We start from the raw sequence: 14,531 nt of genomic DNA, 5'->3' as shown, positions 1-14,531 counted from the left end.
CCACCAGCCCGATATTCATCGTCAGGCCGTGTCTTTCAAACAAAAATAAAAGGACGCCCCACCATGAAGAATGTAAAACGCACGCTGCTGGCCAGCGCCCTGGCCCTGTTGTCGCTGCCGGTGATGGCCGATGCGGCCCATCCGAAAATCGGTTTCTCCATTGATGATCTGCGGCTGGAGCGCTGGTCACGGGACCGTGACTACTTCGTAGCAGCAGCGGAGAAAATGGACGCCAAGGTCTTCGTGCAGTCGGCCGATGCCAACGAGCAGAAGCAGATTTCGCAAATCGAAAACCTCATTTCCCGTGGCGTCGATGTCATCGTCATCGTGCCGTTCAACGCTACCGTGCTGACCAATGCGGTGGCCGAAGCGAAGAAAGCCGGCATCAAGGTCGTCTCCTATGACCGTCTGATCCTCAACGCCGACATCGACGCCTACATCTCCTTCGATAACGAAAAGGTCGGCGAAATGCAGGCCAGCGGCGTGCTGCACGCAGCGCCCAAGGGCAATTACTTCCTGTTGGGTGGTGCGCCCACCGACAACAACGCGAAAGTGTTGCGCGAAGGTCAGATGAAGGTGCTGCAACCGGCCATCGACAAGGGCGATATCAAGATCGTCGGCCAGCAATGGGTGAAGGAATGGAACCCTACCGAGGCGCTGAGCATTGTTGAAAACGCCCTGACCCGCAACGACAACAAAATCGACGGCATCGTCGCCTCCAACGACGCCACGGCCGGCGGCGCCATTCAGGCCCTGGCCGCTCAGCAGCTGGCCGGCAAGGTGCCGATCTCCGGGCAGGACGCGGACCTGGCAGCGGTCAAGCGGGTGATCGCCGGCACTCAAACCATGACGGTTTACAAACCGCTGAAACTCATTGCCTCCGAAGCCGCCAAACTCTCGGTGCAACTGGCGCGCAACGAGAAACCCGCCTACAGCTCGCAGTACGACAATGGCAGCAAAAAAGTCGACACCATCCTGCTCACCCCGACTCCGTTGACCAAGGACAACATCGACCTGCTGGAACAGGACGGCTTCTACACCAAGGCGCAGATCGCCGGACAGTAACACTCGTTGAGTGATGCCCCCGCAGGCGTTCTGCTCCTGCGGGTTCAGTCCAGTATCTGCCGCTTATGAGTCTCTGCCATGTCCGACTATCTGCTGCAAATGAACGGCATCGTCAAAACCTTCGGCGGTGTCAAAGCACTCAACGGTATCGACCTCAAGGTCCGGCCGGGCGAGTGCGTCGGGCTGTGCGGCGAGAATGGTGCCGGCAAGTCCACGCTGATGAAAATCCTGTCGGCGGTCTATCCCCATGGCACCTGGGACGGTGAAATCCTGTGGGACGGTCAACCGCTCAAGGCGCAATCGATCAGCGAAACGGAAGCCGCCGGCATCGTGATCATTCACCAGGAACTGACGCTGGTTCCCGACCTCTCGGTGGCCGAGAACATTTTCATGGGCCATGAGCTGACGCTGCCGGGTGGGCGGATGAATTACCCGGCGATGATCCACCGCGCCGAAGCCCTGATGCGTGAGCTGAAAGTGCCGGACATGAATGTGTCGCTGCCGGTTTCGCAGTACGGCGGCGGCTATCAGCAACTGGTGGAAATCGCCAAGGCCCTGAACAAACAGGCACGCCTGCTGATCCTCGACGAGCCTTCATCGGCCCTGACCCGTTCGGAAATCGAGGTGTTGCTGGACATCATCCGCGATCTCAAGGCCAAAGGTGTCGCCTGCGTCTACATCTCCCACAAGCTTGATGAAGTGGCCGCCGTGTGTGACACCATTTCGGTGATCCGCGACGGCAAACACATCGCCACGACTGCCATGGCGGATATGGATATTCCACAGATCATCACTCAGATGGTCGGTCGGGAAATGAGCAACCTCTACCCCACCGAACCACACGACATCGGCGAGGTGATTTTCGAGGCGCGCCACATCACCTGCTACGACGTCGACAACCCCAAACGCAAACGGGTCGACGATGTTTCGTTCAGCCTCAAACGCGGGGAAATCCTCGGCATCGCCGGGCTGGTCGGTGCCGGCCGCACGGAGCTGGTGACCGCGCTGTTCGGTGCCTACCCCGGTCACCACGAAGGTGAAGTCTGGCTGGACGGCCAACCCATCGACACCCGCACGCCGCTCAAGTCAATCCGCGCCGGCGTATGCCTGGTGCCCGAGGATCGCAAACGCCAGGGAATCATTCCCGATCTGGGCGTCGGTCAGAACATCACCCTGGCGGTGCTGGACAGTTACTCGAAACTGACCCGCATCGACGCCGAAGCTGAACTGAGCAGCATCGATCGGGAAATTTCGCGCCTGCACCTCAAGACCGCGAGCCCGTTCCTGCCGATCACCAGCCTGTCCGGGGGCAATCAACAAAAAGCCGTGTTGGCGAAGATGCTGCTGACCAGGCCCCGGGTGCTGATTCTCGACGAGCCAACCCGAGGGGTGGATGTCGGCGCCAAGTACGAGATCTACAAACTGATGGGGATGCTGGCTGCCGAAGGTGTGTCGATCATCATGGTGTCTTCGGAGCTGGCCGAAGTGCTCGGCGTTTCCGACCGCGTCCTGGTAATCGGCGAAGGTCAACTGCGGGGTGACTTCATCAACCATGACCTCAGCCAGGAACAGGTGCTCGCCGCGGCGCTCAGCCAGCCTGACAGCCATAACAATAAAGCTCGGAAATCCGCGTAAATGAATCAGGTCAAACAACTCTTCACCCGCTACAAGATGCTCGCACTGGTGTTCGCCGTGGCATTGATCTGGCTGTTCTTCAGCTGGCAGACCGAGGGCGGATTCCTCACACCGCGCAACCTCTCCAACCTGCTGCGCCAGATGTCGATTACCGGGATTCTCGCTTGCGGCATGGTGCTGGTGATCATCAGCGGTGAGATCGATCTGTCGGTCGGCTCATTGCTGGGCCTGCTCGGTGGCGTGGCAGCCATTCTCGATGTTGTCTATCACGTACCGTTGCTGGCGAACCTGAGCCTTGTGGTGGTGTGCGGCCTGCTGATCGGCCTCGCCAATGGCTACATGGCGGCCTACCTGCGCATTCCGTCGTTCATCGTCGGGCTGGGCGGCATGCTGGCTTTTCGGGGGATTTTGCTGGGTATCACCGGCGGCACGACCATTGCGCCGGTGTCGCCGGAACTCGTCTACATTGGCCAGGGTTATCTGCCACATGCGATCGGCGCGGGTCTGGGTGTCCTGCTGTTCGCACTGACGTTGTTCCTGACCTGGAAGCAACGGCGCAATCGCGCCCTTCACGGCCTCGCGCCACATTCACTGGTGCGTGACGTGGCACGGGTGTTGTTGATCGGCGCGGTACTGGCAGGTTTCGTCCAGACCCTCAACAGCTATGACGGCATTCCCGTACCGGTCCTGCTTTTGCTGATCCTGCTGGGCGGTTTCAGCTACGTAACCAGCCAGACCGTGTTCGGCCGACGCGTCTATTCCGTGGGCAGCAACATGGAAGCGACGCGCCTGTCCGGTATCAATGTGCAGGCCGTGAAGCTCTGGATTTTCGGCATCATGGGCGTGATGTGTGCCCTCGCCGGCGTGGTCAACACTGCGCGCCTGGCCGCCGGCTCGCCTTCGGCCGGCAGCATGGGCGAACTCGACGCCATCGCCGCCTGCTTCATCGGCGGCACCTCGATGCGCGGCGGTTCCGGCACGGTCTATGGCGCCCTCCTCGGCGCACTGGTCATCACCAGCCTGGACAATGGCATGTCCATGCTCGACGTCGACAGTTACTGGCAGATGATCGTCAAAGGCAGCATTCTGGTGTTGGCTGTCTGGGTGGATGTGAGTACGCGGACCGGGCGGCGTTGACAGGCTGCAAGTGAAGGTTTCGTAGGCACTTGAGCTACAAATGAAGGCATCTCTGAAAATGCGAAAAGCCTGCTTTTGAAGGCAGGCTTTTCGTTACGCCGGGAGCTTTCCGATATCTAGGAAGGCATTAGCCAGTGCCGTTCAGTGGTCCACCCCAGAAAAACCTTACTTCCCTCACGCTCTTGGTGAGCCGAAGTCAACCGACACCCAGATACCGCCATGCGCAAGCCGATCATGGCGGGAAGAAATCGCCCCTGAAATGCGCTGGATTGAGCAGCAAAATGCACTTCAATGTTTCCAAGCACACTCTCCAATCGAGACTGATCCAGCATCGACAGATAAAACATCATCTGGCGCCACGCATACGCTGTGTTTTTCAACATAACCAGACATGCATGGTAGAGCTTGATCTGCATCTGCTGCCGACCGCAGATCCATTTGAAACATGCCTCGGCCATTGATCCCAAGCGATCATGTAACAGCGTCTTCAGATCCAAATCATCAAACAGGATTGCCAGGTTTTGCGTGGTCAATATCTGTTGCTGTTCGATGATTGTGCCGTTGTTCGCTGGACTCCTTCTTCCGATATCGGCCTTCGCCCGCCGCGCGCACAAACCAGCCAGCACACCACTGTTGCTTCGTGAATTCCGCTGCTTGGGTAGTGCAGCCAACTGATCCATATCGATATCGTAATAGCGTGCGTAAAGTGATCCGCCCATCAACCTGACTGAACGCTTGGCAGCCTTCACGAACTTGCCGGAGAAAGTGCCCATGAAAATATCAGCCGCGATCTCCTCTACGAATGGAAGATCCAGCTTGGCCGATTCGGCAAGCGAGGAAAATTCCTGAAGCAACTTGTTTGGCAGAATGGCCTGAGGAAATGCAACAAGAGTCAACGCGGACGCTTCGATCAAAGCCTGCCTAGCACCTTCAACCGCAAGAGCATCCGCCTCGTATTCGGTTTCCAGGGCTTTCACCCAAGGCAAGTCATCGATTTTCACCTGACGCTGCATGTTCAGCAACAATAGAGAGCGTCGACGCCTGAAAGCACGATAGGTAGCGACAGACAGTGCCCGCAACGTTACATCTCGATATCCGGCGCTACAGATTTGCGCCGTCATCGCCGGCAGCACTTTCGCCACTGTATCTGCAGATGTAATGACACCATGGTCAATCAACTCTGCAACCGTTCCCTTTCGGCAACGTTCGAGGCGTCGACGAATCGAAGGAGGAATGGTCTCCCCCTCCGTCAATGAATAAACCTTTGCCTCTTCGTTTGTGATCGGCTGCAGTAACGGTGCGAAATCAGAAATGCCTTCCGAGCCGGGGTATCTCGCCAGACGCTCGGAAGCAGCCTTGGCAATCAGATAATGTGCCGAGGCTGATACGTGAAGACGCTGCTGTGCACGCTTGCTGGAATGGGCTTCGGAATCAGGATGTCCATGCTTGGCTATAAAGTCATCGACGATTCTGCGAATGCGCCCAACCTGACGCCCCGTTAACGATGCTGGATCAATGGCGCATTGCTTGAGCAATGCCAGCAATTCCGCCACCCGATCACTGGAGTTTCCTGTGCGGCGGGGATCAGCCTCAGTGGCGGTATCAAATTCTGTACCAAGCACCGAAGCGCGCTCGAACCAGCCTGCAGGGTAATACCTGCAAGGCCAACCATCGTTGTACGTCAGCAGAAAAAGCGAGACCGCCGCGTCGTAGAGAGGCAACCTGCGTTCAACAATATGCTTTTGAACGGTAAGACGAGGCTGGGGTAAGAGGACAGACAGGCGCAGGCTGATTTGAGCAGCATTGAAAACTTCAACTTCAGCCATCGAGAGCGGGCGCTCGTTGGCTGCCGCCGGAAAAAAACGCACTCGCTCGAAGAAAGGCGCGATCTGCTCGATCAACGTCCTGGCTTCTTCGGCGCGTTGTTGTCCCAGAAACCAGGCCACTGTCAGCAACGCAGCCTCTTCCGGTACATCGATCCGATAGTCTTGCTTCGTCAATCGATCTTGCAGTGTTCTGACGCCTTCGTCTGAAAGATGCCACCTATTCAAATCGAGTCGTTCGTAACCCGCTCGAATGCCGGGAATCGATGACGCCAACTGGCGCTCATGAGCGGTCAACTCGCCACCGGCCAGAAGGTTGCCCGTTGCAAAGCCGCCAGTGGCTACTTCCAGCGTTATCCATTCTGGCAGGTCGGCGAACGGTGTCCGCGAGCCATACAGGGCACGGCCAAGCATCAGGTTCTCGAGAACCTTTTGCCAGCGTTCGAGCCGCGCAAGTGCTTTCGGACTGGCGTCGTTGTCGCGTGCAGCGAGCGCACGAGACAGTTGAAAGTGCGCATAGCCGGCATTAATTCCGACGAGCGCATCCGATTCACCTTCAGGCCTGGACATACTTCCTTGTGACCTACTATGTAGTGGGTCCGGGGGCTGGATTCGAACCAGCGCCCACCCGGTTAGGAGCCGAGTGTTCTACCGCTGAACTACCCCGGAACAGAGCGCGCATTGTCAATGAGTGGCGAAAGCATGTGAAGCTCGGATTCAGGGATTTTGTTGCAACAGATCTCTGGTCATTCAGCCTTTACCACTCAATGAAGCTCTTGTCCAAACGCCCCCTCACAAAATCGATAAAGCTGCGCAGTTTGGGTGTCAGCCTCGGGTCCGGCGCATACAACAGATTCATCGGCGAAACCGGCACCTTGTACTGCGGCAACAGACTCACCAGCGTGCCGCTTCGCAGCGAATCCTTGACCAGCTCCAGCGGCAACATCACTACCCCCAGCCCCGCCACCGCTCCGGACAGCAACGGATCGCCCTGATTAATCGTCAATCGGCTTTTAATCGGCACGTCGATGCAGCCGTCCGGGCCTTCGAATCGCAGGTGTGAGCGGCCGTCCGAATAGGCGAACGCCAGGCATTCATGTTCCTGAAGATCCCAAGGTGTGGTGATGGGTGGACGACGTGCGAGGTAGGACGGCGCTGCGCAAAGCACCATTTGATAGGGCATCAGCGGCAGTGCCTTAAGGCCGCAGTCGGCGAGTTCGCCAATGCGGAACACCGCGTCGTATCCGCCGTCCACCAGGTCGACCAGTTCGTTCGAGAGCGTCAGGTCCACCGACACTTGCGGATAACGAACCATGTACTCCAGCAGCTTCGGCGACAGCGTGCTGACGCCGAACGTGACGGGCGCATTGATCCGCAATCGGCCGCTGGGCACGCCCCGGGTCACGGCGGCCATTTCTTCGGCGGCGTCCATGTCGGCCAGAATCAGCTTGGCCCGCTGATAGAAGGTGCGGCCGAAATCCGTGAGGCTCTGCTTGCGGGTGGTGCGGTTGAGCAGCGAAACGCCCAGATGCTGCTCAAGCATCTTTACCTGTTTGCCAACCATCTGCGGGGACAGATTGAGCTCATCCGCCACCGCGCTGAAGGAGCCCAGTTCAACCGCTTTGACGAACGTGGACATGAGTGTGAGGCGATCCATTGGAAACTCGTTGTTTCTAGTGTTGCGCCATCCTAGGCCTTTATCCGAAGCAGGCCAAAGACTAAATTGGCGTCCAAGGCACCGGATCATGCAGGTGCAATTTATCGTTAACCGAGGAAGTACACATGGCACGCATTGTCAGGATTCATGAATACGGTGACGCGAGCGTCCTGAAACTGGAAAACGTCGACGTCCCGGCACCCGCAGCGGACGAAGTGCAGATCGAGGTCAAAGCTTTCGGCCTGAATCGCGCTGAAGTGATGTTCCGCAATCACGCCTATCTGCAGGAAGCGGAGTTTCCCAGCCGTCTCGGTTATGAAGCAGCCGGCATCGTGGTCGCGGTCGGTCATAGTGTCAGCGAATTCAAGGCTGGCGATGCTGTGAGCGTGATTCCACCGCTGGACATCGCGCACTGGGGCACCTACGGCGAACTGGCCAACGTACCGGCAAGCCTCACCGTCAAGCATCCCTCGAACCTGTCCTTCGAACAGGCTGCTGCATCCTGGATGCAATACGTCACCGCCTGGGGAGCACTGATCGAACAAGCGAAACTTCAGAAAAACGACTTCGTGATCGTCACTGCCGCCTCCAGCAGTGTCGGGCTCGCGGCCCTCCAGATCGCCCGGATGGTCGGCGCCACTTCGATTGCCGTGACCCGAACCCGTGCCAAGAAACAGGCATTGCTGGATGCCGGCGCGGCGCACGTGATCGTCAGCGACGAAGAAGATATGGTGGCAGCGGTCATGGCGTTGACCGATGGCAAAGGCGCGCGGGTGGTGTTCGATCCAGTGGGCGGCCCCTCGTTCGAGCCCTTGACCCAAAGCATGGCTCGCGGCGGCATCTTGCTGGAGTACGGTGCATTGAGCCCCGAACCCACGCCGTTCCCGTTGTTCACCGTGCTGGGTAAATGCCTGACCCTCAAGGGTTACCTCTATTCGGAAATCGTGTCGGACCCCGCCACACTGGCCCGCGCAAAAGCCTTCATTGTCGACGGTCTGGCATCGGGCGCTCTGCAACCGGTCATCGCCAGGACATTTGTGATGGACGACATTCAGGATGCGCATCGCTTCCTTGAGGCCAATCAGCAAGTCGGGAAAGTAGTCGTCACCGTCTGAAGCCCTACCCTCCGGCTCTCGCAGTAAACGACGAAAGCCTGCTTTTCAGGGCAGGCTTTCGTGGTTCGGCATGACCTTATTTCTGCTGGGCCGTCAGCGCCGCATAGCCATTCATCAGGTTGCGATAGTTTGGAATCCGCTGGGACAGCAGATTGCCCAAGCCTTCGATGTCGTTGCGCCAGTCGCGGTGCAACTCACAGGCCACCGAGAACCAGTTCATCATTTGTGCGCCAGCCTGGGTCATGCGGTTCCATGCGGCTTGCTGCACGGTGGTGTTGAAGGTGCCGGAGGCGTCGGTCACCACAAACACGTCAAACCCTTCCGCCAGTGCCGACAGCGTCGGGAACGCCACGCACACGTCGGTCACGACACCGGCGATGATGATCTGCTTGCGACCGGTGGCCTTGATTGCCTTGACGAAGTCTTCGTTATCCCAGGCATTGATCTGGCCAGGGCGAGCGATGTACGGCGCATCCGGGAACATTTCCTTGAGTTCCGGTACCAGCGGGCCGTTCGGGCCTTGTTCGAAGCTGGTGGTGAGGATGGTTGGCAATTCGAAGAACTTCGCCAGATCGGCCAAGGCCAGCACGTTGTTCTTGAACTCGTTCGGCGAGAAGTCCTGGACCAGGGAAATCAGGCCGGTCTGGTGGTCGACCAGCAGAACGACGGCATCGTCTTTGTTCAGGCGGTTGTAGGTTGCAGTGCTCATGTTGAATCCCTTTTTAGTTGTGCAAGTTCGGTTGCGTTCAAGATGGGCACAGATTAATGACTTGGTTGAACGGGATAAATCGCCTGTAAAGGGTTTAACCGTCAACTGTAAAGAGACAATAAATTCAAAGTGATGCGCAGATCACACTGCCGTCCCGAACGTGATGCCGATCCTTGTCATAATGGTTGTCAGCACTACGTTCAGAATGACACTCAAGGAAAAGTTGATGCTCGGACGCAATTCTCAAGAGCCAACTGCAAACGCCACACGGCGCACTAAAACAATGAAGGCTGGCTCAACCTTTCGGCTGACTGTCAGCTTCATGGTGGTGGTGGTCGTGGCCTTTCTGGCAGTCGAGAGCTGGCGAACGTGGCGGGATTATCGTTCGGTATTTGCCTCCGCTCGGGATTCGGTGACCAACCTCGCTCGCGCCACGGCTCAGCACGCCGAAGACACCATTCGCCAGGTCGACGTGCTCACCGTCGGACTGGCGGAACGCGTCGAGGGTGACGGCCTGCAAAACCTCGACGTGGCGCGCATTCACAAGCTGCTGGTGCAGCAATCGAAGATCATGCCGCAGTTACATGGCCTGTTCATTTATGGCCCGGATGGTCACTGGATCGTGACCGACAAGGAAGTCACGCCGGAAATGGCCAACAACGCCGACCGCGATTACTTCCAGTACCACCGCACCCACGAGGATCGGCAAGTACGCATCGGTCAGGTGGTCGAGAGTCGCTCCACTCATGACTTGATCATTCCTATTTCCCGCCGCTTGAACAATCCTGACGGCTCGTTCGCGGGCGTGCTGCTGGGGACGGTCAAAGTCAGCTATTTCGTCGACTATTACGGTGACTTCCGCATCGATGACAAAGGCGCGCTGGTGCTGGCCATGCGCGATGGCACGATCCTGGTCCGCCGTCCCTTTATCGCATCGGTCGTTGGCAAGAGTCTGGCAAACAGCGAGATCTTCAAGACCTATCTGCCCAGCTCCAACGAGGGTATAGCCCAGATCCGGGCGGTAGTGGATGACACCGAGCGCTTGTACGGCTATCGCGCCTTGACCACCTATCCGCTGGTGGTCGAAGCGGGGTTATCCAAGGACTCGATCACCGCGCCATGGCGTCGGGATCTGCTGAAAAACGGCTTTGTGTTGATTTTTCTGATCCTGGTACTCGCCGGTTTCGGGCTGATTGTCCTGAGCCAGTTACGTCAGCGAATCGCGATGGAGCGGGAAATCCGCTCTGCTCATCAGGCTATGCGCGACATGGCACTGACCGACAGCCTCACAGGTCTCGGCAATCGCCGACGCCTGGACGCCGCGCTCGCGGATGAAATCCGTCTGGCCCGGCGTCAGGGCTCGCCGTTGTCATTGATCATGCTCGATGTCGATCACTTCAAACGCTACAACGACCGCTATGGACACGCCGCTGGCGACGATTGCCTCAACGCGGTCGGGCGCGCGCTACAGCAGGCGGTCAAACGCCCGGGAGACCTCGTTGTACGCTACGGCGGAGAGGAGTTCACCGTGTTGTTACCCAACACCCACAACGCTGGCGCCATACAGGTCGCCGAGGACATTCTTCAAACCATCCGCTCGCTGGAACTGGAACACACCGGGCATCCCTTGGGGTATGTGACTGCGAGCGCAGGGATTACCACACGCCACCCGGTTGACGACTCAGTGACGTCGGCCATGCTGTTGAAGTCGGCTGATACATGCCTTTATCAAGCGAAACGGCTGGGGCGAAATCGCTGGAGCTCCAAGGATGAGCCTGCGTGATGCAGGAGACTCAACCCATAACGTACGCGAGCGCATCACCTTTAACGGCTGCCATCGCGACAGTCAGCCCCCCCCCCCGCATCGAGCACTTTCCCGCGGGCAAAACAAAACCCCAACTGCTTTCGCAATTGGGGTTTCGGAATTTAATCTTGACGATGACCTACTCTCACATGGGGAAACCCCACACTACCATCGGCGATGCATCGTTTCACTTCTGAGTTCGGGATGGGATCAGGTGGTTCCAACGCTCTATGGTCGTCAAGAAATTCGGGTACTGACTCGTGACCGGACGGCCTCGCTTCAGCAAATTGGGTATGGGATAGTTTTCGGTGCTTTGTGAGCGTCGAACTTTCGGTTCGTTTCGTCTTCACACACCGCAATCTGGTTGCTCTGGTTTAGAGAGCCGACGCAAATTGCTTGGGTGTTATATGGTCAAGCCTCACGGGCAATTAGTATTGGTTAGCTCAACGCCTCACAGCGCTTACACACCCAACCTATCAACGTCGTAGTCTTCGACGGCCCTTCAGGGAACTCAAGGTTCCAGTGAGATCTCATCTTGAGGCAAGTTTCCCGCTTAGATGCTTTCAGCGGTTATCTTTTCCGAACATAGCTACCCGGCAATGCCACTGGCGTGACAACCGGAACACCAGAGGTTCGTCCACTCCGGTCCTCTCGTACTAGGAGCAGCCCCTCTCAAATCTCAAACGTCCACGGCAGATAGGGACCGAACTGTCTCACGACGTTCTAAACCCAGCTCGCGTACCACTTTAAATGGCGAACAGCCATACCCTTGGGACCGGCTTCAGCCCCAGGATGTGATGAGCCGACATCGAGGTGCCAAACACCGCCGTCGATATGAACTCTTGGGCGGTATCAGCCTGTTATCCCCGGAGTACCTTTTATCCGTTGAGCGATGGCCCTTCCATACAGAACCACCGGATCACTAAGACCTACTTTCGTACCTGCTCGACGTGTCTGTCTCGCAGTCAAGCGCGCTTTTGCCTTTATACTCTACGACCGATTTCCGACCGGTCTGAGCGCACCTTCGTACTCCTCCGTTACTCTTTAGGAGGAGACCGCCCCAGTCAAACTACCCACCATACACTGTCCTCGATCCGGATAACGGACCTGAGTTAGAACCTCAAAGTTGCCAGGGTGGTATTTCAAGGATGGCTCCACGCGAACTGGCGTCCACGCTTCAAAGCCTCCCACCTATCCTACACAAGCAAATTCAAAGTCCAGTGCAAAGCTATAGTAAAGGTTCACGGGGTCTTTCCGTCTAGCCGCGGATACACTGCATCTTCACAGCGATTTCAATTTCACTGAGTCTCGGGTGGAGACAGCGCCGCCATCGTTACGCCATTCGTGCAGGTCGGAACTTACCCGACAAGGAATTTCGCTACCTTAGGACCGTTATAGTTACGGCCGCCGTTTACCGGGGCTTCGATCAAGAGCTTCGCGTTAGCTAACCCCATCAATTAACCTTCCGGCACCGGGCAGGCGTCACACCCTATACGTCCACTTTCGTGTTTGCAGAGTGCTGTGTTTTTAATAAACAGTCGCAGCGGCCTGGTATCTTCGACCGGCATGAGCTTACGGAGCAAGTCCTTCACCCTCACCGGCGCACCTTCTCCCGAAGTTACGGTGCCATTTTGCCTAGTTCCTTCACCCGAGTTCTCTCAAGCGCCTTGGTATTCTCTACCCAACCACCTGTGTCGGTTTGGGGTACGGTTCCTGGTTATCTGAAGCTTAGAAGCTTTTCTTGGAAGCATGGCATCAACCACTTCGTGTTCTAAAAGAACACTCGTCATCAGCTCTCGGCCTTAAGATCCCGGATTTACCTAAGATCTCAGCCTACCACCTTAAACTTGGACAACCAACGCCAAGCTGGCCTAGCCTTCTCCGTCCCTCCATCGCAATAACCAGAAGTACAGGAATATTAACCTGTTTTCCATCGACTACGCTTTTCAGCCTCGCCTTAGGGACCGACTAACCCTGCGTCGATTAACGTTGCGCAGGAAACCTTGGTCTTTCGGCGTGGGTGTTTTTCACACCCATTGTCGTTACTCATGTCAGCATTCGCACTTCTGATACCTCCAGCAAGCTTCTCAACTCACCTTCACAGGCTTACAGAACGCTCCTCTACCGCATCACTTACGTGATACCCGTAGCTTCGGTGTATGGTTTGAGCCCCGTTACATCTTCCGCGCAGGCCGACTCGACTAGTGAGCTATTACGCTTTCTTTAAAGGGTGGCTGCTTCTAAGCCAACCTCCTAGCTGTCTAAGCCTTCCCACATCGTTTCCCACTTAACCATAACTTTGGGACCTTAGCTGACGGTCTGGGTTGTTTCCCTTTTCACGACGGACGTTAGCACCCGCCGTGTGTCTCCCATGCTCGGCACTTGTAGGTATTCGGAGTTTGCATCGGTTTGGTAAGTCGGGATGACCCCCTAGCCGAAACAGTGCTCTACCCCTACAGTGATACATGAGGCGCTACCTAAATAGCTTTCGAGGAGAACCAGCTATCTCCGAGCTTGATTAGCCTTTCACTCCGATCCACAGGTCATCCGCTAACTTTTCAACGGTAGTCGGTTCGGTCCTCCAGTCAGTGTTACCTAACCTTCAACCTGCCCATGGATAGATCGCCCGGTTTCGGGTCTATTCCCAGCGACTAGACGCCCTATTAAGACTCGCTTTCGCTACGCCTCCCCTATTCGGTTAAGCTCGCCACTGAAAATAAGTCGCTGACCCATTATACAAAAGGTACGCAGTCACAGAACAAAGTCTGCTCCCACTGCTTGTACGCATACGGTTTCAGGATCTATTTCACTCCCCTCTCCGGGGTTCTTTTCGCCTTTCCCTCACGGTACTAGTTCACTATCGGTCAGTCAGTAGTATTTAGCCTTGGAGGATGGTCCCCCCATATTCAGACAAAGTTTCTCGTGCTCCGTCCTACTCGATTTCATGACCAAGAGATTTTCGCGTACAGGGCTATCACCCACTATGGCCGCACTTTCCAGAGCGTTCCGCTAATCTCAAAGCCACTTAAGGGCTAGTCCCCGTTCGCTCGCCACTACTAAGGGAATCTCGGTTGATTTCTTTTCCTCAGGGTACTTAGATGTTTCAGTTCCCCTGGTTCGCCTCTTGCACCTATGTATTCAGTACAAGATAACCATCTTATGATGGCTGGGTTCCCCCATTCAGACATCTCCGGATCAAAGTCTGTTTGCCGACTCCCCGAAGCTTTTCGCAGGCTACCACGTCTTTCATCGCCTCTGACTGCCAAGGCATCCACCGTATGCGCTTCTTCACTTGACCATATAACCCCAAGCAATCTGGTTATACTGTGAAGACGACATTCGCCGAAAATTCGAATTTCTCAACTAAGAGAACTCACAAATTTTACCTTAGCCTGATCCGTTACCAGTGAAAGTAACGCTCAGTCTATCTTTCTATCACATACCCAAATTTTTAAAGAACGATCTAGTTAAAGACTAGAAATCAATATTCAGTTTTGAATACTCATTTCTTATCTCTAAAGAGACATACAAGCCCGTATAGACTCATCGTCTTCTTCAATGAATCAAGCAATTCGTGTGGGAACTT

Annotated in this window: 8 protein-coding genes, 1 tRNA gene and 2 rRNA genes; 5 read left to right on the top strand and 6 right to left on the bottom strand. The window is 56.3% G+C overall.

The features are described 5' to 3' along the window. Window positions 1–63: 63 nt before the first annotated feature. The 3 genes from xylF to ACSPX5_RS06850 all read left to right on the top strand — a co-directional run bounded on the left by xylF (window position 64) and on the right by ACSPX5_RS06850 (window position 3,837). Window positions 64–1,065 (top strand): D-xylose ABC transporter substrate-binding protein, encoded by a 1,002-nt coding sequence (xylF, locus tag ACSPX5_RS06860; RefSeq protein WP_169429994.1) that lies wholly within the window; start codon window positions 64–66, stop codon window positions 1,063–1,065. A gap of 78 nt (window positions 1,066–1,143) precedes the next feature. Next, the gene (xylG, locus tag ACSPX5_RS06855; protein ID WP_439821249.1) at window positions 1,144–2,700 is read left to right on the top strand and encodes a D-xylose ABC transporter ATP-binding protein; all 1,557 of its coding nucleotides are present in this window, start codon (window positions 1,144–1,146) and stop codon (window positions 2,698–2,700) included. Then, window positions 2,701–3,837 (top strand): sugar ABC transporter permease, encoded by a 1,137-nt coding sequence (locus ACSPX5_RS06850; protein WP_323161957.1) that lies wholly within the window; start codon window positions 2,701–2,703, stop codon window positions 3,835–3,837. Between the two features lie 116 nt (window positions 3,838–3,953). Here the strand turns inward: ACSPX5_RS06850 and ACSPX5_RS06845 are convergent, their stop codons facing one another. The 3 genes from ACSPX5_RS06845 to ACSPX5_RS06835 form a co-directional block, all read right to left on the bottom strand. After that, complete coding sequence (locus ACSPX5_RS06845) at window positions 3,954–6,230, bottom strand: hypothetical protein (protein WP_439821248.1); 2,277 nt, start codon at window positions 6,228–6,230, stop codon at window positions 3,954–3,956. A gap of 24 nt (window positions 6,231–6,254) precedes the next feature. After that, window positions 6,255–6,329 (bottom strand) — tRNA-Arg (locus tag ACSPX5_RS06840). An 88-nt stretch (window positions 6,330–6,417) separates the two neighbouring features. Then, a complete protein-coding gene (locus ACSPX5_RS06835) occupies window positions 6,418–7,317 on the bottom strand; it encodes a LysR family transcriptional regulator (RefSeq protein WP_439821247.1) in 900 nt (299 codons plus the stop codon). 125 nt (window positions 7,318–7,442) lie between these two features. On the opposite strand from ACSPX5_RS06835, the gene ACSPX5_RS06830 reads away from it, so the two are divergent. Continuing rightward, window positions 7,443–8,432: a zinc-dependent alcohol dehydrogenase family protein gene (locus ACSPX5_RS06830; protein WP_439821246.1), complete on the top strand. Its 990-nt coding sequence runs from the start codon at window positions 7,443–7,445 to the stop codon at window positions 8,430–8,432. A 76-nt stretch (window positions 8,433–8,508) separates the two neighbouring features. On the opposite strand, the gene ycaC is transcribed toward ACSPX5_RS06830, so the two are convergent. Beyond that, window positions 8,509–9,141 (bottom strand): isochorismate family cysteine hydrolase YcaC, encoded by a 633-nt coding sequence (gene ycaC / locus ACSPX5_RS06825; RefSeq protein WP_169429988.1) that lies wholly within the window; start codon window positions 9,139–9,141, stop codon window positions 8,509–8,511. Window positions 9,142–9,367: 226 nt separating this feature from the next. On the opposite strand from ycaC, the gene ACSPX5_RS06820 reads away from it, so the two are divergent. Further along, window positions 9,368–10,924 (top strand): sensor domain-containing diguanylate cyclase, encoded by a 1,557-nt coding sequence (locus ACSPX5_RS06820; protein ID WP_169429987.1) that lies wholly within the window; start codon window positions 9,368–9,370, stop codon window positions 10,922–10,924. A 147-nt stretch (window positions 10,925–11,071) separates the two neighbouring features. On the opposite strand, the gene rrf is transcribed toward ACSPX5_RS06820, so the two are convergent. Further along, window positions 11,072–11,187, bottom strand: a 5S ribosomal RNA gene (gene rrf / locus ACSPX5_RS06815). A 165-nt stretch (window positions 11,188–11,352) separates the two neighbouring features. Then, window positions 11,353–14,243: ribosomal RNA gene (locus tag ACSPX5_RS06810) — 23S ribosomal RNA — on the bottom strand. Between the last annotated feature and the right edge of the window lie 288 nt (window positions 14,244–14,531).

Origin of the sequence: Pseudomonas sp. HLG18 (assembly GCF_051903985.1) — a bacterium.
GTDB classification, from domain to species: domain Bacteria; phylum Pseudomonadota; class Gammaproteobacteria; order Pseudomonadales; family Pseudomonadaceae; genus Aquipseudomonas; species Aquipseudomonas fluorescens_BT.
This window is presented reverse-complemented; position numbering and strand designations above follow the sequence as displayed.

What these genes read in the sequence shown, in the direction of transcription:
- ACSPX5_RS06850 (WP_323161957.1), top strand. Translation starts at nt 2,701, where the DNA reads ATGAATCAGGTCAAACAACTCTTCACCCGCTACAAGATGCTCGCACTG.
- xylG (WP_439821249.1), top strand. Translation starts at nt 1,144, where the DNA reads ATGTCCGACTATCTGCTGCAAATGAACGGCATCGTCAAAACCTTCGGC.
- ACSPX5_RS06845 (WP_439821248.1), bottom strand. Translation starts at nt 6,230, where the DNA reads ATGTCCAGGCCTGAAGGTGAATCGGATGCGCTCGTCGGAATTAATGCC.
- ACSPX5_RS06830 (WP_439821246.1), top strand. Translation starts at nt 7,443, where the DNA reads ATGGCACGCATTGTCAGGATTCATGAATACGGTGACGCGAGCGTCCTG.
- xylF (WP_169429994.1), top strand. Translation starts at nt 64, where the DNA reads ATGAAGAATGTAAAACGCACGCTGCTGGCCAGCGCCCTGGCCCTGTTG.
- ycaC (WP_169429988.1), bottom strand. Translation starts at nt 9,141, where the DNA reads ATGAGCACTGCAACCTACAACCGCCTGAACAAAGACGATGCCGTCGTT.
- ACSPX5_RS06820 (WP_169429987.1), top strand. Translation starts at nt 9,368, where the DNA reads ATGCTCGGACGCAATTCTCAAGAGCCAACTGCAAACGCCACACGGCGC.
- ACSPX5_RS06835 (WP_439821247.1), bottom strand. Translation starts at nt 7,317, where the DNA reads ATGGATCGCCTCACACTCATGTCCACGTTCGTCAAAGCGGTTGAACTG.